This window comes from Cupriavidus mimosae (genome assembly GCF_023952485.1).
GTDB lineage: Bacteria > Pseudomonadota > Gammaproteobacteria > Burkholderiales > Burkholderiaceae > Cupriavidus > Cupriavidus taiwanensis_C.
Genome location: NZ_JALHRY010000002.1, coordinates 451,081 through 472,209, shown reverse-complemented (window position 1 = coordinate 472,209; position 21,129 = coordinate 451,081). Strand labels below are relative to the sequence as shown.

Annotated in this window: 19 protein-coding genes; 8 read left to right on the top strand and 11 right to left on the bottom strand. The window is 68.7% G+C overall.

The window, feature by feature from the left end:
- The first annotated feature begins 72 nt into the window (after window positions 1-72).
- The 3 genes from dnaK to pabB all read left to right on the top strand — a co-directional run bounded on the left by dnaK (window position 73) and on the right by pabB (window position 5,482).
- Window positions 73-2,019 carry a molecular chaperone DnaK gene (dnaK, locus tag MKD50_RS06165; RefSeq protein ID WP_111519214.1) on the top strand — a complete coding sequence of 649 codons (1,947 nt, stop codon included), beginning with the start codon at window positions 73-75 and terminating at the stop codon, window positions 2,017-2,019.
- A gap of 171 nt (window positions 2,020-2,190) precedes the next feature.
- A complete protein-coding gene (dnaJ, locus tag MKD50_RS06160) occupies window positions 2,191-3,324 on the top strand; it encodes a molecular chaperone DnaJ (RefSeq protein WP_115704624.1) in 1,134 nt (377 codons plus the stop codon).
- A 229-nt stretch (window positions 3,325-3,553) separates the two neighbouring features.
- Entirely contained in the window at window positions 3,554-5,482 is a 1,929-nt protein-coding gene (pabB, locus tag MKD50_RS06155) for an aminodeoxychorismate synthase component I (protein ID WP_252666658.1), read from the top strand.
- A gap of 8 nt (window positions 5,483-5,490) precedes the next feature.
- On the opposite strand, the gene MKD50_RS06150 is transcribed toward pabB, so the two are convergent.
- The 9 genes from MKD50_RS06150 to MKD50_RS06110 form a co-directional block, all read right to left on the bottom strand.
- Window positions 5,491-6,189: an energy-coupling factor ABC transporter ATP-binding protein gene (locus MKD50_RS06150; protein WP_240072581.1), complete on the bottom strand. Its 699-nt coding sequence runs from the start codon at window positions 6,187-6,189 to the stop codon at window positions 5,491-5,493.
- The gene (locus tag MKD50_RS06145; RefSeq protein ID WP_115704618.1) at window positions 6,186-6,884 is read right to left on the bottom strand and encodes an ABC transporter permease; all 699 of its coding nucleotides are present in this window, start codon (window positions 6,882-6,884) and stop codon (window positions 6,186-6,188) included. Before MKD50_RS06145 ends, MKD50_RS06150 begins: the two co-directional genes overlap by 4 nt.
- 4 nt (window positions 6,885-6,888) lie before the next feature.
- Complete coding sequence (panB, locus tag MKD50_RS06140) at window positions 6,889-7,710, bottom strand: 3-methyl-2-oxobutanoate hydroxymethyltransferase (protein WP_115704616.1); 822 nt, start codon at window positions 7,708-7,710, stop codon at window positions 6,889-6,891.
- Between the two features lie 102 nt (window positions 7,711-7,812).
- On the bottom strand, window positions 7,813-8,454 hold the full coding sequence (locus MKD50_RS06135) for a deoxynucleoside kinase (protein ID WP_115704614.1): 642 nt from the start codon (window positions 8,452-8,454) through the stop codon (window positions 7,813-7,815).
- 56 nt (window positions 8,455-8,510) lie between these two features.
- On the bottom strand, window positions 8,511-9,050 hold the full coding sequence (gene folK, locus MKD50_RS06130; protein WP_252666657.1) for a 2-amino-4-hydroxy-6-hydroxymethyldihydropteridine diphosphokinase: 540 nt from the start codon (window positions 9,048-9,050) through the stop codon (window positions 8,511-8,513).
- Window positions 9,051-10,592 (bottom strand): polynucleotide adenylyltransferase PcnB, encoded by a 1,542-nt coding sequence (pcnB, locus tag MKD50_RS06125; protein ID WP_240072579.1) that lies wholly within the window; start codon window positions 10,590-10,592, stop codon window positions 9,051-9,053. It abuts the gene before it with no gap.
- 1 nt (window position 10,593) lies between these two features.
- Window positions 10,594-11,268, bottom strand: a complete 675-nt coding sequence (locus MKD50_RS06120; RefSeq protein ID WP_252666656.1) for a histidinol-phosphatase — start codon at window positions 11,266-11,268, stop codon at window positions 10,594-10,596.
- Window positions 11,269-11,330: 62 nt separating this feature from the next.
- Entirely contained in the window at window positions 11,331-12,038 is a 708-nt protein-coding gene (hda, locus tag MKD50_RS06115) for a DnaA regulatory inactivator Hda (protein WP_012353781.1), read from the bottom strand.
- Window positions 12,039-12,101: 63 nt separating this feature from the next.
- A complete protein-coding gene (locus tag MKD50_RS06110) occupies window positions 12,102-13,172 on the bottom strand; it encodes an AI-2E family transporter (RefSeq protein ID WP_062801654.1) in 1,071 nt (356 codons plus the stop codon).
- Between the two features lie 191 nt (window positions 13,173-13,363).
- Between MKD50_RS06110 and purM the strand changes: the two genes are divergently transcribed.
- The 5 genes from purM to MKD50_RS06085 all read left to right on the top strand — a co-directional run bounded on the left by purM (window position 13,364) and on the right by MKD50_RS06085 (window position 19,739).
- The gene (gene purM / locus MKD50_RS06105) at window positions 13,364-14,416 is read left to right on the top strand and encodes a phosphoribosylformylglycinamidine cyclo-ligase (protein WP_115704604.1); all 1,053 of its coding nucleotides are present in this window, start codon (window positions 13,364-13,366) and stop codon (window positions 14,414-14,416) included.
- 330 nt (window positions 14,417-14,746) lie between these two features.
- Complete coding sequence (locus tag MKD50_RS06100) at window positions 14,747-16,075, top strand: MFS transporter (protein ID WP_115704602.1); 1,329 nt, start codon at window positions 14,747-14,749, stop codon at window positions 16,073-16,075.
- A 40-nt stretch (window positions 16,076-16,115) separates the two neighbouring features.
- Window positions 16,116-17,552: a dihydropyrimidinase gene (hydA, locus tag MKD50_RS06095; protein WP_115704600.1), complete on the top strand. Its 1,437-nt coding sequence runs from the start codon at window positions 16,116-16,118 to the stop codon at window positions 17,550-17,552.
- 24 nt (window positions 17,553-17,576) lie between these two features.
- Window positions 17,577-18,986 (top strand): amidase, encoded by a 1,410-nt coding sequence (locus MKD50_RS06090; RefSeq protein ID WP_240072578.1) that lies wholly within the window; start codon window positions 17,577-17,579, stop codon window positions 18,984-18,986.
- A 9-nt stretch (window positions 18,987-18,995) separates the two neighbouring features.
- Entirely contained in the window at window positions 18,996-19,739 is a 744-nt protein-coding gene (locus tag MKD50_RS06085) for an aspartate/glutamate racemase family protein (RefSeq protein ID WP_240072577.1), read from the top strand.
- 34 nt (window positions 19,740-19,773) lie between these two features.
- On the opposite strand, the gene MKD50_RS06080 is transcribed toward MKD50_RS06085, so the two are convergent.
- On the bottom strand, window positions 19,774-20,517 hold the full coding sequence (locus MKD50_RS06080; protein WP_115704594.1) for a GntR family transcriptional regulator: 744 nt from the start codon (window positions 20,515-20,517) through the stop codon (window positions 19,774-19,776).
- Window positions 20,518-20,614: 97 nt separating this feature from the next.
- Window positions 20,615-21,127, bottom strand: coding sequence for a GNAT family N-acetyltransferase (locus MKD50_RS06075; RefSeq protein ID WP_115704592.1), 513 nt, complete (start codon window positions 21,125-21,127; stop codon window positions 20,615-20,617).
- Between the last annotated feature and the right edge of the window lie 2 nt (window positions 21,128-21,129).

The following is a 21,129-nucleotide window of genomic DNA, read 5'->3' as shown; positions in this document are numbered from 1 at the left end:
CCGGACGGCCACATTTCGGCCTCAGGTTGAATTGCAGCCGCGCGGATAGCGCTGGCTCAAGAGGAGAGAATAATGGGTAAGATCATCGGTATCGACCTCGGTACCACCAACAGCTGCGTCGCGATCCTGGAAGGCAACACGCCCAAGGTCATCGAGAACTCCGAGGGTGCCCGCACCACCCCGTCGATCATCGCCTACATGGAAGACGGCGAGATCCTGGTCGGCGCGCCGGCCAAGCGCCAGGCCGTGACCAACCCGCGCAACACCCTGTACGCGGTCAAGCGCCTGATCGGCCGCAAGTTCGAAGAGAAGGAAGTCCAGAAGGATATCGGCCTGATGCCGTACGCCATCGTCAAGGCCGACAACGGCGACGCATGGGTGTCGGTGCGTGACCAGAAGCTGGCGCCGCCGCAGGTTTCGGCCGAAGTGCTGCGCAAGATGAAGAAGACCGCCGAGGACTACCTCGGCGAGCCGGTGACCGAAGCCGTGATCACCGTGCCGGCCTACTTCAACGACTCGCAGCGCCAGGCGACCAAGGACGCCGGCCGCATCGCCGGCCTGGACGTCAAGCGCATCATCAACGAGCCGACCGCGGCCGCGCTGGCCTTCGGCCTGGACAAGAACGAGAAGGGCGACCGCAAGATCGCCGTGTATGACCTCGGCGGCGGCACCTTCGACATCTCGATCATCGAGATCGCGGATGTTGACGGCGAGAAGCAGTTCGAAGTGCTGTCGACCAACGGCGACACCTTCCTGGGCGGCGAAGACTTCGACCAGCGCATCATCGACTACATCATCGGCGAGTTCAAGAAGGACCAGGGCGTCGACCTGTCCAAGGACGTGCTCGCGCTGCAGCGCCTGAAGGAAGCGGCTGAAAAGGCCAAGATCGAACTGTCGAGCTCGCAGCAGACCGAGATCAACCTGCCGTACATCACGGCCGATGCCTCGGGTCCGAAGCACCTGAACCTGAAGATGACCCGCGCCAAGCTGGAATCGCTGGTCGAAGAGCTGATCACCCGCACCATCGAGCCGTGCCGCACCGCGATCAAGGATGCCGGCGTCAAGGTCAGCGACATCGACGACGTGATCCTGGTCGGCGGCATGACTCGCATGCCCAAGGTGCAGGAGCAGGTCAAGGAGTTCTTCGGCAAGGAAGCGCGCAAGGACGTGAACCCGGACGAAGCCGTGGCCGTCGGTGCCGCGATCCAGGGTTCGGTGCTGTCGGGCGACCGCAAGGACGTGCTGCTGCTGGACGTGACGCCGCTGTCGCTGGGCATCGAGACCCTGGGCGGCGTGATGACCAAGATGATCACCAAGAACACCACCATCCCGACCAAGCATGCGCAGGTGTTCTCGACCGCCGACGACAACCAGCCGGCCGTGACCATCAAGGTGTACCAGGGCGAGCGTGAAATGGCCACCGGCAACAAGCTGCTGGGCGAGTTCAATCTGGAAGGCATCCCGCCCGCACCGCGCGGCACGCCGCAGATCGAGGTCTCGTTCGACATCGACGCCAACGGCATCCTGCACGTGGGCGCCAAGGACAAGGCCAGCGGCAAGGAAAACCGGATCACCATCAAGGCCAACTCGGGCCTGTCGGAAGACGAGATCCAGCGCATGGTCAAGGATGCCGAGGCCAACGCCGAGGAAGACAAGAAGGCCCGCGAGCTGGCTGATGCCCGCAACCAGGCCGACGCGCTGATCCACTCGACCAAGAAGGCGCTGACCGAGTACGGCGACAAGCTGGACGCGGGCGAGAAGGAAAAGATCGAGGCCGCGATCAAGGAACTGGAAGACGCCGCACGCGGCGGCGACAAGACCGAGATCGACGCCAAGGTCAGCGCGCTGTCCGAAGTCAGCCAGAAGCTGGGCGAGAAGGTCTACGCCGACATGCAGGCCAAGGCCGGCGAAGGCGCCGCGGCCGGTGCCGCGGGTGCTGCCGGTGGCCAGCAGCAGGCCCAGCCGCAGGACGACAACGTTGTGGACGCCGAATTCAAGGAAGTCAACGACAAGAAGTAATCGGGATACGCGGGCGGCGGTGCAGGCACTGGCCGGCGCCGCTCCCGCCCCGACGCCGGGCGACGGCCATCAGACCCGCGGGAAACCGCCGTCGGATGCCGCGCTCGGCTTTTTTGCTATTCGCCGGCCCGTGCCGCTTGCACCCGCCGGCCAATGAGGTAATGAGCCACCATGGCAAAACGTGACTATTACGAAGTGCTCGGGGTAGGCAAGAACGCGAGCGAAGACGAAGTCAAGAAGGCTTATCGCAAGCTCGCGATGAAATACCACCCGGACCGCAATCCGGACAGCAAGGAATCCGAGGAAAAATTCAAGGAGGCCAAGGAGGCCTACGAGATGCTTTCCGACCCGGAGAAGAAGGCCGCGTATGACCAGTACGGCCATGCCGGCGTGGACCCGAACATGGCGGGCGGCTTCGGCGGCGCGCAAGGCTACGGCGGCTTTGCCGAGGCCTTTGGCGACATCTTCGGCGATATCTTCGGCCAGGGCGGCGCGCGGCGCGGCGGCGGCGGCCCGCAGGCCTACCGCGGCGCCGACCTGCGCTACAGCATGGAGATCTCGCTGGAGCAGGCCGCGCACGGCCACGAGGCCCAGATCCGCGTGCCGCACTGGGACGACTGCGACCACTGCCACGGCAACGGCGCCGAGCCCGGCTCGAGCGTGGAAACCTGCCCGACCTGCCACGGCGCCGGCCAGGTGCGCGTGTCGCAGGGCTTCTTCACCATGCAGCAGACCTGCCCGAAGTGCCACGGCAGCGGCAAATTTATCCCCAAGCCCTGCACCAAGTGCCACGGCCAGGGCAAGCTGAAGTCGCAGAAGACGCTGGAAGTGAAGATCCCGGCCGGCATCGACGAAGGCATGCGCATCCGTTCGTCGGGCAACGGCGAGCCGGGCATCAACGGCGGCCCCCCGGGCGACCTGTATGTGGAAGTCCACATCAAGCAGCACGCCGTGTTCGAGCGCGACGGCGACGACCTGCACTGCCAGATGCCGATCTCGTTCGCCACCGCGGCGCTGGGCGGCGACCTGGAAGTACCGACGCTGAGCGGCAAGGCCACCTTCCCGGTGCCCGAGGCGACCCAGTCCGGCAAGACCTTCCGGCTGCGCGGCAAGGGCATCAAGGGCGTGCGCTCCGGCTACCCGGGCGACCTCTACGTGCATGTGAACGTGGAGACGCCGGTCAAGCTGACCGAGGCGCAGAAGGAAATGCTGCGCCAGTTCGACCGCTCGGTGCACGAGGGCGGCTCGCGCCACAGCCCGCAGGAAACCTCGTGGCTGGACAAGGTGAAGAGCTTCTTCAGCTGATCCGGCCTGCGGTATGGAACCGGCCACGCGCGAGCGTGGCCGGTTTTGTTTTTGGCGCGGCGCCTGGCGTCAGCGAAGCGCCGGTTTTCTCCCCTCTCCCGCCTTGCGGGAGAGGGGCGGAGGTGAGGGCCGGCGCTGGCAGTAGCGAACCCGGTTCCAAATAGCCTCCGGCCTGGCTCGCCGCGCGATAATGCATGGCCGTCCCGCCGTTTTCCCCTGACGATTCCCCGTGGTAGCAAGCATCCAGCCCCCGCCCTCTCCCCCGGCCCCTCTCCCGCAGGCGGGCGAGGGGAGCACACCGCCAGCAAGCGGAGAGGCCTTCGTCCTTCTCGACGACGCCACGGCCCCGGCGGCGCAAGCCGCATCACGCCTCTACACCGGCTTCATCCGTGAAGACGTCTTGCCCGCCGGCAGCGACATCGCGCAGCTCGACACCATGCTTGCCGAAGGCTGGCGCCAGGGCTGGCATGCCACCCTGTTTGCCCCCTACGAATTCGGCGGCGCGCTGGTCGATGCCCCGGTACATACCGGCAACGCGATGCCGTTCCACGACGGCGCGCTGCGCCTGCTGTGGTTTCGCGCGCTGCAACGGCTCGATGCCGCGGCGGTGGCGGCGTGGCTGCAGACCCATGCGGAGGCGAAGCCGGCGGGCCTGATGGATATCGCGTCCGATACGTCGCGCGCTGCCTTCGACGACGCCATCGCGCGCATCCACCGGTGGATCGAAGCCGGCGACACCTACCAGGTCAACTACACCCAGCGCCTGCGTTGCGATGCCTTCGGCGATCCGGTGGCGCTGTACGCGGCGCTGCGCGCCGCGCAGCCGGTGCCTTATGGCGTGCTGGCGCGGCTGCCGGATGACGCCATGGTGCTGTCGCTGTCGCCCGAGCTGTTCGTGCGCCACGATGGCCAGGGCCATCTGCTGACCCGGCCGATGAAGGGCACCGCGCCGCGCGCCGGCGATGCCGCGCGCGATGCGCAGGCCACCGCCGAACTCGCCGCCGATGCCAAGAACCGGGCCGAGAACGTGATGATCGTCGACCTGCTGCGCAACGACCTGGGCCGCATCGCGCAGCCGGGCAGCGTGGCGGTGCCGGAGCGCTTTGCGGTGCAGCCGTTTGGCGCGGTGCTGCAGATGACCTCTACCGTGACGGCGACGGCGCGGCCCGGCACCGGCTTCGGCGCGCTGATGGCGGCGCTGTTCCCGTGCGGCTCGATCACCGGCGCGCCCAAGCGGCGCACCATGCAGATCATCACCGAGCTGGAGCGCGCGCCGCGCGGGCTCTACACCGGCGCGATCGGCTGGCTCGAGGCGCCGTCGGGCGCGGCCATGGCCGGTCCGTTCGCGCTGTCGGTGGCGATCCGCACGCTGGTGCTGGCGCCGCCCGCGGCCAGCGCGCTGCGCGCCGGCGAGATGGGGGTGGGCGGCGGCATCGTCCATGACAGCGTGGCGGCGGAGGAATTCGCCGAATGCGGCTGGAAGGCGCGCTTCCTGACCCGCCACGATCCCGGCTTCACGCTGTTCGAGACCCTGCGCGTGCAAGACGGCGCCTGCCCGCACCTGGGGCGGCACCTGGCGCGCATCGGGGCCTCGGCGCGGGCGTTCGGCTTCGCCTTCGACGCCGGGGCCGCGCGCGACGCGGTGGCCGCGCAGGCGGCACGACTGGGTGCCGGCAGCTGGCGCCTGCGCCTCAGCGTGGACAAGTCCGGCACGCTGTCGTTCGCCAGCGGCGCGCTGGCGCCGTTGCCGGCGGGGCCGGTCGGTGTCGACCTCGCGCCGGACCCACTGCCGCCTGCCGACCCGCTGCGCCGCCACAAGACCAGTGCGCGCGCGGTGTTCGATGCCGGTTGGCAGGCCGCCGAGCGCGCCGGCGGCTTCGACCGGCTGTTCTTCAACACGCGCGGCGAACTGCTCGAGGGCGGGCGCAGCTCCGTGTTCGTGCGCATCGACGGCCGCTGGCTGACGCCGCCGCTGTCGGCCCACATCCTGCCGGGCGTAATGCGCGCGGTGGTGCTGGAGGCGGGCGGCGCGGCGCTGGGCGCGCCGGGCCAGCCGGTCGAAGAAGCGGTGGTCACGCGCGCGATGCTGGCGCGCGCCGAGGCCATCGTCCTGGTCAACGCCTTGCGCGGCGCGATGCCGGCGAAGTTGCAGGCCTGAGCCGCTGGCTAGGGGTGGTGGGTGTCGAGCACGCCGTCGCCCAGTTTCCAGCGCACCACGCCCGGCAGGTTGATCAGCTCGCGGTCGTGGCAGATCATCACCACGGTGCGGCCTTCGGCGGCCAGGTCGCCGACCAGCGCAATCACCTGCTCGCGCGCGTGGCCGTCCAGGCTTGAGGTGGGCTCATCCAGCAGCAGCAACTCCGGCTCCAGCACCTTGGCGCGCGCCAGCGCCACGCGCTGGATCTCGCCCCCGGACAGGTATTCGGGCGCGGTGTCCTGCAGCTGCGACACGCCGGCCCAGCCCAGCGCCTCACCCACGCGGCGGGCGATTTCGTCGCGCGCCATCCCGCGTGCGTGCAGGCCGTAGGCAATGTTTTCACGCACCGAGGTGCGGAACAGGTAAGGGTGCTGGTGCAGATAGGCGATGCGCTGACGCAGCGCCGGCGGCAGCGGGGTGAGGGGGGCGTCGTGGGCCTGGCCCCGGGCGTCGGTCCACTGCGCGCTGGCGCCGGGTGCCGGCTCCAGCCCGGCCAGCATGCGCAGCAGCGTGGTCTTGCCGGCGCCGTTCATGCCGGTCAGCACGATCGCGGTGGCGCGCGGGATCACCAGCCTGTCGATGGCAAAGAGCTTGCGCAGGCCGATGGTGCGCGCCAGCCCGCGCACGGTCAGCAGCGGGCTGTGGTCAGGGGCAGCGGCGGGGGTCATCGGCGGAAGCCTCCGGCACCCTGCAGCCAGGCCATGCCGATATTGACCAGCAGCGCCAGCGCCACCAGCACCAGGCCCAGCGCAATGCCCTGCGCGAATTCGCCCTTGCTGGTTTCCAGCGCGATGGCGGTGGTGATGGTGCGGGTCGAGCCTTCGATATTGCCGCCGATCATCAGCGCCGAGCCTACTTCGGCAATGACCCGGCCAAAGCCGGCGACCACCGCCGCCATCAGCCCGAAGCGCAGTTCGCGCAGTACCGTGACGAAGGTGCGCCAGCGCCCGGCGCCCAGCACCCAGGCGGTTTCGCGCAGGCGCACGTCGGCGCCCTGCAGCGTCGACAACGCAAACGCCAGCACCACCGGGAAGCCGATCACGGCCTGCCCCAGCACCATGCCGGCCGGGGTGAACAGCAGGTGCAGGCCGCCCAGCGGACCCTGGCGCGTCAGCAGCAGGTAAAGGATCAGCCCGACCAGCACGGTCGGGAACGACAGGAAGGCCTGCGCCACCACCACCACCGCGCGGCGGCCCGGGAACTGCCGCGTGGCGATCAGCCAGGCCGCGGCGATGGCCGGCACGGTGGCGATGGCCAGCCCCAGCACCGCCACCGCCAGCGAGGTCCAGACAATGAACCACAGCCCGGCGTCGCCGCTGGCCAGCAGGCGGAAGGCTTCGGCGGTGGCGCTGCCGATCTCCACCGCGTCAGGCGGAGAAGGTGTGCTCGACGGCGGGGAAGCTGCCGTCCTTGACGGCGGCCACGTAGGCACGCACCGCGGCCTCGATCGACGGCTGGCCGTCCATGAAGTTGCGCACGAACTTGGCCTTGCGGCCCGGATAGATGTTGAGCATGTCCTGCAGCACCAGCACCTGGCCCGAGCAGTCTGCGCCGGCGCCGATGCCGATGGTGGGCACCGCCAGCGACTGCGTGATCTCGCCGGCCAGCGCCGCGGGCACCGCCTCCATCAGCACCACCTGGGCACCGGCGGCCTGCAGGGCCAGTGCATCGCGCCTGAGCTGGGCCGCGCCGGCGTCGGTCTTGCCCTGTACCTTGAAGCCGCCCAGCGCATGCACCGACTGCGGCGTCAGGCCGATATGCGCGCACACCGGGATGCTGCGCTCGACCAGGAACCTGACGATCGGCGCCAGCCAGTCGCCGCCTTCGAGCTTGACCATCTGCGCGCCCGCCTTCATCAGCGTGACGGCGCTGGCAAACGCGGCTTCCGGCGTCGGATAGGTGCCGAACGGCAGGTCGGTCAGCAGCAGCGCGGTCTGGTTGCCGCGCGCCGCGCATTCGGTGTGGTAGGCCATCTGTTCCAGCGTGACCGGCAGCGTGGTCTGCTGGCCCTGCATCACATTGCCCAGCGAGTCGCCCACCAGGATCATCTCGACGCCGCAGTAGTCGAGCAGCGCGGCGAAGCTGGAGTCGTACGCGGTCAGCATGGCGATTTTCTCGCCGGCGTCACGCATCGCCTGCAGTTTGGGAATCGTGATGGTCTTGCGGGAGGGATCGAGGAGGTAGCTCATGGCAGTGCCCGTGTAGGACGGCCTTGCCGGTGCCGGGAGGGCTGCCCGCACGGCAACGACAGCCGTCGTTATTGTGTTGTGTCTGGCAGGCGAGGATGCCTGTCAGGGCGCGGCGAGATTGAGAAAGGCCTTGCGGCCGCGCATGTTTTCGATGCGCGACAGTAGTGTACGGAAATCGTCGTCATTGTCCACCGGATTGAAGTGGGCGGTGTCGACCACCAGCACCGGGGCGTCGTCGTAGCGGTGGAACAGTTCGCCATAGGCGCGTGCCAGGCGCTGCAGGTAGTGTTCGTCGATGCCGGCCTCGCCCGGCTCGCCGCGGCGCACGATGCGCTCGCGCAAGAGCGACGGGGTTGCCTGCAGCACGATCACCAGGTCCGCGCGCTGCGGCGGCAGCGCCAGCCGCGCGGCGATGGCGTCGTACAGCGCCAGTTCATCCTCGGACAGGGTCAGCGCGGCATGCAGGCGATCTTTGGCGATCAGGAAGTTGCTGACCATGCGCTGGCCCGAGGCGACGCCGGCCTGCCACTGCTGCAGCTGCGCCGCGCGCTGGGTCAGGCACCACAGTTGCAGCGCCAGCGCATGGCGCGCGGGGTCGCGGTAGAACGGCTCGAGGAACGGGCTGCGGCGCGCCTGGTCGGGCAGTTCCTGCGCCTGCAGCGTGCGCGCCAGGCGCTGCGCCAGCGAGGTCTTGCCGGATCCGACGGGGCCTTCGACGACAATGCGGCGCAGGTGATCGAGCATGGCGCTCCGGGCGTCAGTGTGGAGGATGGCAGGGCCGCGGGCGCTGCCGGGCGGGCTCAGCCGGGGGTGCCGCCACGGTCGGGCTCGCCGGCGGCGGCCTGCATGCGCAGGCACTTGCAGGTGGAGACCTTCTCGATGCGCTGCGCGCCCACGCCGGCCAGGTAGTCGGCCGCGCGGCCCCGCCCCGGGATCGCCAGCGCGGCGTCCAGTTCCAGCAGCGGCACCAGCGTGAAGGCACGCTCGGTCAGGCGCGGGTGCGGCACGGTCAGGTGCTCGTGGTCGTGCTGTTCGTCGCCGAACAGCAGCAGGTCCAGGTCGAGCGTGCGCGGCGCGTTGCGGAACGGGCGCTCGCGGCCGAACTGGTCTTCGATGTGGTGGCAGATGCGCAGCAGCTGCGATGCAGTGAACGAGGTCTGCACCTTGACCACCGCGTTGTAGTAGTCGGCGCCGCCGGCATCGACCGGTGCGGTGCGATAGAGCGAGGAACGCGCCAGCACGGTGATGCCGACCTGCTGGGCCAGGCACACGATGGCGTCCTTGATGGCCTGGCGGGCATCGCCAAGATTTGCGCCGATGCCGATGAAGGCGAGAGTCATTTACGTTTCCTCCGGCTGGCCGGGGCCGGCATGTGCTGCCTCGCCCGCGTCCGAGTCGCTCCGGGAAGAAACTTTATCCGATTTCCGCGGACCGCGCCGGCGGCGCTTCTTGCGCGCGGGGCCTTCGCCTTCCGCGCCCTGGGCGCTACCTTGGCCGCCACTCTGGCCGCCACCGTGGCCGCGCGCGCCGCGCACGGCGTCGATCAGGTCTTCGCGCTCATGCGGCTCGGCGTTCTGGAAGTCGTTCCACCAGCCGGCCAGCTCTTCCGGCAGCTCGCCGGACTGGCAGCGCAGCACCAGGAAATCGTAGCCGGCGCGGAAGCGCGGCGATTCCAGCAGCCGGAACGGCATGCGGCCGACGCGCTTCTCGAAGCGCGGCTGCATGCCCCAGATATCGCGCATGTCGGTGACGAAGCGGCGCTGGATCGCGAGCTGGCCGGTCTGTTTTTCCAGCACCGTGTCCATGGCCGCGTTGAGCGCGGCGATGGCGTGCTCGCCCTCGTCGCGCAGCTGGTTCCAGCGCTGCAGCACGTGGTGCCACAGCAGCGCGGCGAACAGGAAGCCCGGCGACACCGGCTTGCCGGCCTGCACGCGGCGGTCGGTGTTGTCCAGCGCCAGCTGCACGAAGCGCTGGCCCATGGGCTGCTCCAGCGCCACGTCCAGCAGCGGCAGCAGGCCCTTGTGCAGGCCCGCCTTGCGCAGCTCCTGCAGCGAGGCCCAGGCGTGGCCGGACATCAGCAGCTTGAGCATCTCGTCGAACAGGCGCGCGCTCGGCACGTTGTGGATCAGCTCGGCCAGGCCGGCGATCGGCAGGCGCGTGGCCTCGTCGATATCGAAGCCGGTCTTGGCGGCGAAGCGCACCACGCGCAGCATCCGCACCGGGTCTTCGCGGTAGCGCGTGGCCGGGTCGCCGATCATGCGCAGCAGGCGCGCGCGGATGTCTTCCATGCCGTGATGGTAGTCATGCACGGTCTGCGCGGCCGGGTCGTAGTACATCGCGTTGATGGTGAAGTCGCGGCGTTCCGCGTCTTCGGCCTGCGAGCCCCACACATTGTCGCGCAGCACCCGGCCCGAGGCGTCGATCGCATGGGTCTTGCTGTCGAGCTCGGCGCGCTTCAGGCGGCGGCCTTCGGGCAGGGTCTCGCTGGCGATGGCGTCGACCAGCGCGCGGAAGGTCGAGACCTCGATGATTTCCTGCTCGCGCCCGCCGTAGAAAGTCACGTGCACGATCTGGAAGCGCCGGCCGATGATGCGCGAGCGCCGGAACAGCGACTGCACCTGCTCGGGCGTGGCGTTGGTGGCGACGTCGAAGTCCTTGGGCTTGATGCCGAGCAGCAGGTCGCGCACGGCGCCGCCGACGATATAGGCCTGGTAGCCGGCCTGCTGCAGCGTCGAGGTGACCTTGACGGCATTGCGCGACAGCAGCGTGGGGTCGATCTGGTGCTCGTCGACGTTGACGATGCGCGGCGTATGGGCGCGGCCGGTACGGCGCTGCTTGGGGCCGGGTTTGCCCAGCAGCCGGGTAATGAGCTTCTTGATCACGTCAGAACAGATCCATGATGCGCCAGCCGGCCGCGGCGGCGTGGTGGCGCAGGCGATCGTCCGGGTTGGTGGCGATCGGCTCGGAGACCTTCTCCAGCAGGGGCAGGTCGTTGGCCGAGTCGCTGTAGAAAGTGGTGGTCTCGAAGTTGTCCCAGCCCGCGCCCTGGGCCTTGAGCCAGGCTTCGACGCGGGTGATCTTGCCTTCGCGGAAGCTGGGTACGCCCTCGACCTCGCCGGTGAACTGGCTCTCGGGCTTGCCGTCGACGGTGGCCGGGTCGGTCGCGATCAGGTGCTTGATGCCGAAGGCGGCGGCGATCGGCGCGGTGACGAAGCTGTTGGTGGCGGTGACCACGGCGCACAGGTCGCCGGCTTCGAGGTGCTTGTAGACCAGCGCGCGCGCCTGCGGCGTGATCACCGGGTCGATCACCTCGTGCATGAAGCGCACGCGCATGGCATCGAGCCGGTCGCGCGGGTTGGCCGCCAGCGGCGCCAGCGCGAAGCGCAGGAAGGCCTGGATATCGAGCGTGCCGGCCTTGTAGTGGCCGTAGAACTCGTCGTTCTTCTGCCGGTAGATTACCTCGTCGACGACGCCCAGGCGGACCAGGAAGCGGCCCCATTCATGGTCGCTGTCGGTCGGGATCAGGGTGTGGTCGAGGTCAAAGAGTGCCAGATTCATGGGCGGCGATTTTACCTGAAGGCAGGACGGGGGGAGGGAGCGTGCGGGGCCGGGGCCGTCGCCTAATCCCGGAATTCGGCGAACATCTCGCGCAGCAGCGGCAGCGTGACCGGCCGCTTGCGTTCCAGCGAATAGGTATCGAGCGCGTCCAGCAGCGCCATCAGGCTGGGCATGTCGCGGTAATGCCGCGTCACCAGCCAGTGCGTGATCTCGGGCGACAGCTGCAGGCCGCGCTCGCGTGCCGCATGCAGCACGGCGGCCTTCTTGTCGTCGTCGGACAAGGGCGCGACCTGGTACACCAGGCCCCAGCCGAGCCGGGTGCGCAGGTCTTCGCGCACCGGCATCGCGCGCGGCGCCAGGCCGCCCGCCACCACCAGCGCGGTGCGCCCGTGCGCGCGCACCTCGTTGTAGAGCGAAAACACCGCGATCTGGCGCGCTTCGTCGAGCAGCTCGACGTCATCGACGGTGTAGAGCTGGCACCAGGGGTCGAACAGGAAATCGGACAGCGGGTGGTGCGGGCTCAGGTAGCGGCAGCGGATGCCGTGCTGCGGCCCGGCCTCGCACACCGCATGCAGCAGATGGGTACGGCCGCAGCCGACCTCGCCCCACAGGTAGATCAGGCGGTCGCTGGCATGCTCCTGCGCGAGCGCGGGCGGCAATTCGCGCAGCCGCTGCACCGCCTCGCGGTTGGATGCCACCACGAAATTCTCGAAGGTCGAAGGCGGCGGGCTGCCCAGCTCGAGCGACAGTTGCTTGGGACGCGGGGACATGGCTTATGGCTAACTTCGGCTAGATTCGTGGAGCGGGCAGCAGCGGGTAGCGGGCGCCAGCCGTTATTTTCGATAGAGATCGCTGGCCAGGTAAACCCGCCGCAGCTGGCGCGCCCCCACCAGCAGCACGGCGCAGGTCGGCAGCGCCAGCAGCACGCCGAAGAAGCCGAACAGCTGGCCGAAGGCGAGCAGCGCGAAGATCACCACCAGCGGGTGCAGGCCGATGCGCTCGCCCACCAGCCTTGGGGTCAGGTAGAAGCTCTCGATGAACTGGCCGAAGCCGTAGACCACTGCCACCGCGGCCAGCCCGTACCAGTTGCCGAACTGCAGCAGCGCGGCCAGGATCGCCATCACCAGGCCGACGCCGAAGCCAATATACGGGATAAACACCGCCAGCCCGGTGAAGACCCCGACCGGCACGCCGATATCGAAGCCGGCGATGGTCAGCCCGATCGAGTAGATCGCCGCCAGGATCACCATCACCAGGATCTGGCCGCGCAGGTACTGCGATAGCAGTGCGTCAGTCTCGTTGGTCAGCTCGCGCACCTTGGGCACCCAGCGGCGCGGCACCACGCCCTCGATGCGGCGCATCACCATGTGCCAGTCCATCATCAGGTAGAACATGACGATGGGCACGATGAAGACGATGCCCGCCACCGTGATCAGCGCCGAACCCGACATCTTGACGTAGTTGAGCAGCACCACCAGCAGGTCTTCCGGGCTGGCGGCGAAGCGGTCCGACATCATGTTGCGCAGGCCGGGGAAGTCGAAGCGCACGCGCACGCCGAACTCGGCCAGCCGCGGCGACACCACCGAGTTGAGCTTCTTCAGCAGGATCGGCAACTGCTCGCGCACCTGCGGGATCTCGCGCTGGAGCACCGCGATCAGCAGCAGCACCAGCATCACGCAGACCACCGTCAGCAGCAGGATCATCAGCGTCACGCCGATCGCGCGCGGTACGCGGCGGCGCTGCAGCCAGTCGACGCCGGGGTTCAGGATATAGGCGAAGATGAATGCGAACAGGAACGGGGTCAGCACCGGCGCCAGCGCGATGATGGCGGCGAACAGCGCCACGGCCACGACGATCCACAGCAGGATGCGCTTGGCCTCTTGGTTCAACAGCGGGGCATTCATCAAGGCTTGGGGGAGGGTGGCAGCGCCGTTTGCGGCGCGATCTCGCCGGAAACTGGAAGCGGGGGGCCTCTATCCGTTAAAATTGCGATTCTACTGGACTCGCGCCCGCCTTCCGATGCCACGCGACGGAAGCGACGGTGGCCCGAGCGCCGAATTCCTCACTTTATTTCCTCCAGGACAAGCAGGTTCCCATGAGCGCATCCCCGACCGCCGGCCAGGCAGGCCTTTCGTACCGCGACGCCGGTGTTGACATCGATGCCGGCGACGCGCTGGTCGACCGCATCAAGCCGTTCGCCAAGCGCACCATGCGCGAGGGCGTGATGGCGGGCATCGGCGGGTTCGGTGCGCTGTTCGAGCTGTCGAAGAAGTTCCAGGAGCCGGTGCTGGTGTCGGGCACCGATGGCGTGGGCACCAAGCTCAAGCTGGCGTTCCAGCTGAACCGCCATGACACCGTGGGCCAGGACCTGGTCGCCATGAGCGTCAACGACATCCTGGTGCAGGGCGCCGAGCCGCTGTTCTTCCTCGACTATTTCGCCTGTGGCAAGCTCGACGTCGATACCGCCGCCACGGTGATCCAGGGCATTGCCCGCGGCTGCGAACTGGCCGGCTGCGCGCTGATCGGCGGCGAGACCGCCGAAATGCCGAGCATGTACCCGGACGGCGAATACGACCTGGCCGGCTTCGCCGTCGGCGCGGTCGAGAAGAAGAAGATCATCGACGGCAGCACCATCACCCCGGGCGACGTGGTGCTGGGCCTGGCCTCGTCGGGCGCGCATTCCAACGGCTACTCGCTGGTGCGCAAGATCATTGAAGTGGCCAAGCCGGACCTGAACGCCGACTTCCACGGCCAGCGCCTGCAGGACGCGATCATGGCGCCGACGCGGATCTACGTGAAGCCGCTGCTGTCGCTGATCGAGACGCTTCCGGTCAAGGGCATGGCCCACATCACAGGCGGCGGCCTGACCGAAAACGTGCCGCGCGTGCTGGCGCAGAACGTGACGGCCGTGCTGCACCGCGATGCCTGGACCCTGCCGCCGCTGTTCCAGTGGCTGCAGGCGCAGGGCCGCGTGGCCGACGACGAAATGCATCGCGTCTTCAACTGCGGCATCGGCATGGTCGTGATCGTCGCCAAGGAAGATGCCGAACGCGCCATCCGCCACCTGCAGGCCGCCGGCGAAGCCGTGTGGCAGATCGGTGAGATCCGCGAGCGGGCCGAGGGCGAGGCCCAGACCATCGTGATCTGACGCGACCTCAGCGTTCCCAAATAAAAAACGGCGCATGCCTTCGGGCATGCGCCGTTTTTTTCGTCCGTGTTCTGGCGGATATGGTGATTAGGTGTTTACCCGAATCCTGCTCCGCCATTCCGTGGCAGATGCCGCTTTACTGCATCGCACCAAATCCCAGCATGCATATGCACCATTTCTGACAAACAATATTTCTCTTGATTGTATGGCGGTTTATGGCCTAATGTACTGAGCAAAGGCGAGGCACAAGCATGCCCGTCCGGAGACAACCCAGCGCGCATCCGGCGACCGGAGCGCAGCGGGCAGGCCAGGGACCATTGGAGGACCACCATGCAAGCAGTCAGCATCGACGCGGCGGAAAAAGGCACGTCGGCCAGCAAACAGTCAGTCGCGCGCGTCGCCGGGGCCAGCCTGGCCGGCACCACGCTCGAGTTCTACGACCATTTCATCTACGGATCGGCCGCCGCGCTGGTCTTCCCCAAGCTGTTCTTTCCGCAGAGCGATCCGCTGACCGCGACGCTGCTGTCCTTCGCCAGCTATGGCGTGGCATTCGTGGCGCGCCCGCTGGGCGCCGCCATCTTCGGCCACTTCGGCGACAAGATGGGCCGCAAGTCGATCCTGATCATCACGCTGCTGATGATGGGCCTGGCCACCTTCGGCATCGGCCTGCTGCCGACCTATGCCGCGGCCGGCGCGCTGGCGCCGCTGCTGCTGGTGCTGCTGCGCGTGGTGCAGGGCCTGGCGCTGGGCGGCGAGTGGGGCGGGGCCGCGATCATGGTCAACGAACTCGATCCTGAAGGTAAGCGGCGCGGCATCCTCGGCAGCCTGGTGCAGCTGGCGGCGCCGATCGGATTGCTGCTGGCCAACGGCATCTTTGCGCTGGTGACGTGGCAGGTGTCCGAAGAAGCCTTCCTCAGCTGGGGCTGGCGCGTGCCATTCCTGCTGTCGGCGCTGCTGGTCGGCGTCGGGCTCTATATCCGCGCCAACGTGCGCGAATCCGGCATGTTCGAGAAGCTGGAGGAATCGCATGCCGAAGCGCGCGCGCCGATCATGGAAGTGCTGCGCAACTACAAGAAGCAGCTGCTGATCGCGTTCGGTGCGCGGCTGGGCGGCGACATTGCCTTCTATGTGTTCACGCTGTTCCTGCTGTATTTCGTGCCGACCAAGCTGGGCCTGCCCAAGAGCATCGCGCTCAACGCCGTGCTGCTGGGCGCGCTGGCGCAGATCCTGTTCATCCCCATCGCCGGCCTGCTGGCTGACCGTATCGGCCGCCGCCCGGTGCTGATGATCGGCGGCATCGGCGGCGCGGTGTGGGCGTTCGTGTTCTTCGCCATGATCAAGACCGGCAGCCCGGCGCTGATCATGCTGGCCTCGTTCGTCGGCATGGTGCTGGTGTCGTTCATGTTCTCGCCGCTGGCCTCGTTCCTGCCCGAACTGTTCGCCACCCGGGTGCGCGTCACCGGCGCCTCGCTGGGCTTCCAGTTTGCCGGCGTGTTCGGCGGCGCGCTGGCCCCGCTGATCGCCGTGGGCCTGCTCGACCGCTTCGGCAACACCATGCCGGTGGCGCTCTACCTGGCAGCGGTGTGCGCGCTGATCGCGGTGGCGGCGTTCGCGGCGCGTGAAACCGCGCGCATGCACCTGTCCGACGCCGACCGCTGAAGCGCGGCTGCTCCCCTTGTCCTCACAACCAAACCGTACCGTGAAACAGTTCGACCTCATCATCCGCAACGGCACCGTGGTCACCGCCAGCGACACCATGCAATGCGATATCGGCATCGCCGGCGGCCGCATCGTGCAGCTTGGCCACGACCTGGGCGAGGCCGCGCAGGTGATCGACGCCGGTGGCAAGCTGGTGCTGCCCGGCGGCGTCGATGCGCACTGCCACCTGGACCAGCCGATGCCGGACGGCCTGCGCATGGCGGACGACTTCCGCACCGGCTCGGTCTCGGCGGCGTGCGGCGGCACCACCACCGTGATCCCCTTCGCCGCGCAGGAGAAGGGCCATTCGCTGCGCGCCGCGGTGGCCGACTACCATCGCCGCGCCGGCGGCAAGTCGGTGGTCGACTACGCCTTCCACCTGATCGTGGCCGACCCGACCGAGGCGGTGCTGAACGACGAGTTGCCGGGCCTGATCCGCGAAGGCTATTCGTCGTTCAAGGTCTACATGACCTACGACGACCTCAAGCTGAACGACCGCGAGATCCTCGAGGTGCTGTCGGTGGCGCGCCAGGAAGGCGCGCTGGTGATGGTGCATGCCGAGAACTCTGACTGCATCGCGTGGCTGACCGACAAGCTCGGGGCGGCCGGCAATACCGCGCCGAAGTTCCACGCGCTGGCGCGGCCGATGGCGATCGAGCGCGAGGCCACGCACCGTGCCATCACTTTCTCCGAGCTGGTCGACGTGCCGATCCTGATCGTCCATGTCTCGGGCAAGGAGGCGGTCGAGCAGATCCGCTGGGCCCGCAACCGCGGCATGAAGATCTTTGCCGAGACCTGCCCGCAGTACCTGTTCCTGACCGCCGAAGACCTCGACCAGCCCGGCTACCACGGTGCCAAGTGCGTGTGCAGCCCGCCGCCGCGCGACCGCAGCAACCAGCAGGTGATCTGGGACGGCCTGGCCGACGGCCTCTTCACCATCTTCTCGTCCGACCATGCACCGTTCCGCTACGAAGACGCGCAGGGCAAGAAACCCGGCGGCCAGGAAGTCCCGTTCCAGTACATCCCCAACGGCATCCCCGGACTCGAGACGCGGCTGCCGCTGCTGTTCTCGGCAGGCGTGGTGGGCGGCCGCATCTCGGTCAACCAGTTCGTCGCGCTGACCTCGACCAACCCGGCCAAGCTCTACGGCCTGCATCCGCGCAAGGGCACCATCGCCATCGGCGCCGATGCCGACCTGGCGATCTGGGATCCGCAGCGCGAAGTGACGATCCGCAATGAGGGGCTGCACCATGCCGTCGACTACACCCCCTACGAGGGCCTGCGCGTGACCGGCTGGCCGGTGACCACGCTGGTACGCGGCAAGGTGGTGGCGCATGAGGGCGAGGTCATGGCCGAGGCCGGCCACGGCGAGTTCCTGCCGTGCGGCCTGCCCGAAATGGCGCGGCCGCGCTACCGCACTTCGGGCGGCAGCCTGTGAACGCCGCCTTGCGCGATCGATAGCTTGACCGACACTGTAGACATGGAACTGACCAACCGCCTCGATGCCGCCACCATCGCGGCCCGCGTCGCCGCCGGGCGCCTCGACCCCGCCGAGGTGGCTGCGGCCTTCCAGGCCCGCATCGCGGCGCGCAACGACCAGCTCAACGCCGTCTTCGAACAGCGCCAGGAACTGGTCGATGCCGATCTGGCGCACCTGCGCGCGCGCCTGGCGCAGGGCGAGCGCCCGCTGCTGGCGGGCGTGCCGGTGATCGTCAAGGACGTGATCTGGAGCCAGGGCCGGCGCGTGACGCAGGGCTCGCAGCTGTACCGCGACTTCATCGCGCCCGCCGACGCGATCGCGGTCGAGCGCCTGCGCCGCGCCGGCGCAATCGTGCTCGGCATGGGCAACACCTCGGAGTTCGCCTGCAAGGGGCTGACCACCAACAAGGTCTACGGCCTGACGCGCCATCCGCTCGATGCCACGCTGACCGCCGGCGGCTCGTCGGGCGGTTGCGCGGTGGCGGTGGCGGCCGGGATGGCGCCGCTGGCGCTGGGCACCGATGGCGGCGGCTCCAGCCGACGGCCGCCCGCGCATGCCGGCGTGGTCGGCTTCAAGCCCTCCTATGGCGCGATTCCCGACTCGGTCGGCTTTGCCCATGCCTTCAACGGCATCCAGGTGATTGCGCCGATCACGCGCACCGTGGCCGATGCCGAGCTGATGTTCGAGGCGCTGGCCGGCGCCGATCCTCGCGACCCCGACACTCTCGGCTTCTCGCTGGGCGCGGCGCGGCCGCTGCATACGCTGAAGATCGCGGTCAGCCCGCGCCTGGGGCTGGACACCCCGGTCGACGACGATGTCGCGCAGGCCTTCGACGCGGCCGTGGCGCGCCTGCAGGCCGCGGGGCTGACTGTCGAGCGCGCCGACCCGGCGTGGCCGCAGGGCGCCGACGAGGCCGCGCTGATGCCGCTGCAGCATGTCGGCCTGGCCCATCTCTATGGCGATGCCTGGCGCCGCGACCCCGAGGTATTCGATGCCGACGTCGCGCGCCAGATCGAGCGCGGGCTGGCGTGGACCGGCGCCGAGGTGGCGCGCGCGCGCGAAGCCAGCCGCCAGATCGCGCTGGCCGTGGCCGGCTTCTTTACCCGTTATGACCTGCTGCTGTGCCCGACCACGCCGTGCGTGGCCTGGCGCAACGATCGCCTCGGGCCGGAGCGCATCGGCGGCGTCGCGGTGGAGCCGCGCGCCCACGCCGTGTTCACCCCCTTCTTCAACCATGCGCTGGCGCCGGCGATCTCGGTGCCTTGCGGCAGCGGCCGCGATGGCCTGCCGGTGGGCCTGCAGATCGCCGGCCCGCGCGGTGCCGACCGCAGCGTGCTGGCCGCTGCGAAGCTGGCCGAAAACGTGCTGGCGTCCTTAGTCAACCCTGCCTGATCTCCTGACATGCGAATCCTTGTTCTGAATCCCAACACCAGCGAAGGCATCACTGCGCGCCTGATGGCCGCCGCGAACGAGGCCGCCGCGCCCGGCACCGAGCTGGTGCCGCTGACCGCGAGCCGCGGCGTGCCGTATATCGCCACCCGCGCCGAGGCGCAGATCGGCGGCGCCATCGCGCTGGAAATGCTGGCCGAGCATCACGGACAGTTCGACGCGGCGGTCATCGCCGCCTTCGGCGATCCCGGCCTGATGGGGGCGCGCGAGCTGTTCGACCTGCCGGTGGTGGGCATGGCCGAGGCGGCGATGCTGTCGGCGTGCATGCTCGGGCGGCGCTTTGCCATCGTCACCTTTGCGCGCGCGCTGGGCCCCTGGTACGAGGAGTGCGTCGACATGCACGGGCTGCGCAGCCGGCTGGCCGGCATCCGCATGCTCGACGGCAGCTTTGGCTCGGTGTCGGACGTGCAGGAAGAGAAGGAGGCCGTGCTGGTGGAACTGGCCAACCGCGCCGTGGTGGAAGACGAGGCCGACGTGGTGATCCTGGCCGGCGCGCCGCTGGCCGGCCTGGCCGCGCGCGTGCGCGACCGCATTCCGGTGCCGGTGGTCGACCAGATGGCCGCCGCCGTCAAGCAGGCCGAGGCGCTGGTCGCGCTGCAGCCGCGCAAGGCCACCGCGGGCACCTTCCGCCGCCCCGATGCCAAGCCCACGCTGGGTTTGCCGGCGGCGCTGGCGGCGCGCATCGAGCACCGCTAAGCCGCGCCGCTTGCTATCAAGTTAACGCCGCGGTTCAGACCGCGGCGAACACCGCTTCCAGATCGACCTTTTCTTCGGCGGGCAACTCCAGGCGCAGCGTGCTTTCGACGTGGCCGAGGTGCTCGCTCATCAGCCGCGCGGCGCGTTCGCCGTCGCCGGCTTCCAGCGCATCGACGATATCGTCGTGCTCGTGGTGCGGGCACGACGGCACGCCCGGCGCGTCATACAGCGCAATGATCAGGCAGGTCAGCGAGCACAGCTCGCGCATGTACTTGCCCAGGTACTGGTTGCCTGTCATTTCCGCCAGCTTGCAGTGGAACTCGCCCGACAGCCGGATGATGGCGCGGCGGTCGTTGCTGTCGCGCGCCTGGGATTCCTGGCGCGTGGTCGCGCGCAGCGCCTTCAGCCCGGTCGCATCGATCGCGCCGGCAAGGTCGCGCACCAGCGCCGGTTCGAGCAGCCGGCGCGAATGCAGCACCTGGCGCGCTTCGGCCACGCTCGGGCTGGAAACGAAAGTGCCACGGTTGGGATGCACGGTCAGGACGCCTTCGTGCGCCAGCTTGGCGAAGGCCAGCCGCACCTTGGTGCGGCTGACCCCGAACACGCCGCCCAGCTTTTCCTCGACCAGCTTGGTGCCCGGGGGCAGGCGGTGCTCCCAGATCGCGGTCAGGATGCGGTCGGCGATTTCCTCGACCGATGCGCCGCGCGCGCCGTCCGCGTCGGTCTCAGGGAGTCCGTCGGCGGGGCTGGCGGGCGGTTCGGCTTTGGTGCGTGGCATGGCGGTCGGCGCGGTCCGGAAAAAAGACAGTTGGTGCTGCCATTGTATGGCGGTTCGGCATCAAGTGTATAACACCAAGGGTGGACTGGTTGCCGCCTTATTTCGCGCCAAGCTGGTCCAGTGCTGCGCCGGTCACGCGGCAGATGCGCCAGTCGGGCAGCACGTCGGCGCCCATGGCCCGGTAGAAGTCGATCGACGGCTGGTTCCAGTCCAGCACGGACCATTCGAAGCGGCCGCAGCCGCGCTCGACCGCGAGCGCGGCCAGATGCTTGAGCAGGGCCTTGCCCAGGCCGTGCCCGCGCCAGGCCGGATCGACATACAGGTCTTCCAGGTAAAGACCGGGCTTGGCCAGGAAGGTCGAGAAGTTGTGGAAGAAGAGGGCAAAGCCGACCGCGTTGCGGCCCGCCTTGCCGTCGACATCGGTGTCGACCTCCACCAGCACGGCCTCGGCATGCGGCGTGGCGCCGAACAGCGCCGCCTCTATCTTCCGCGGCGTGGCTTCGACCAGATGGGTCAGCTTTTCGTATTCGGCCAGCGCCAGGATCAGGTTGAACAGCGTTTCGCTGTCGGCGGCGGTAGCGGGGCGCAGTGTGAAGGTGGGCTTGGACATGC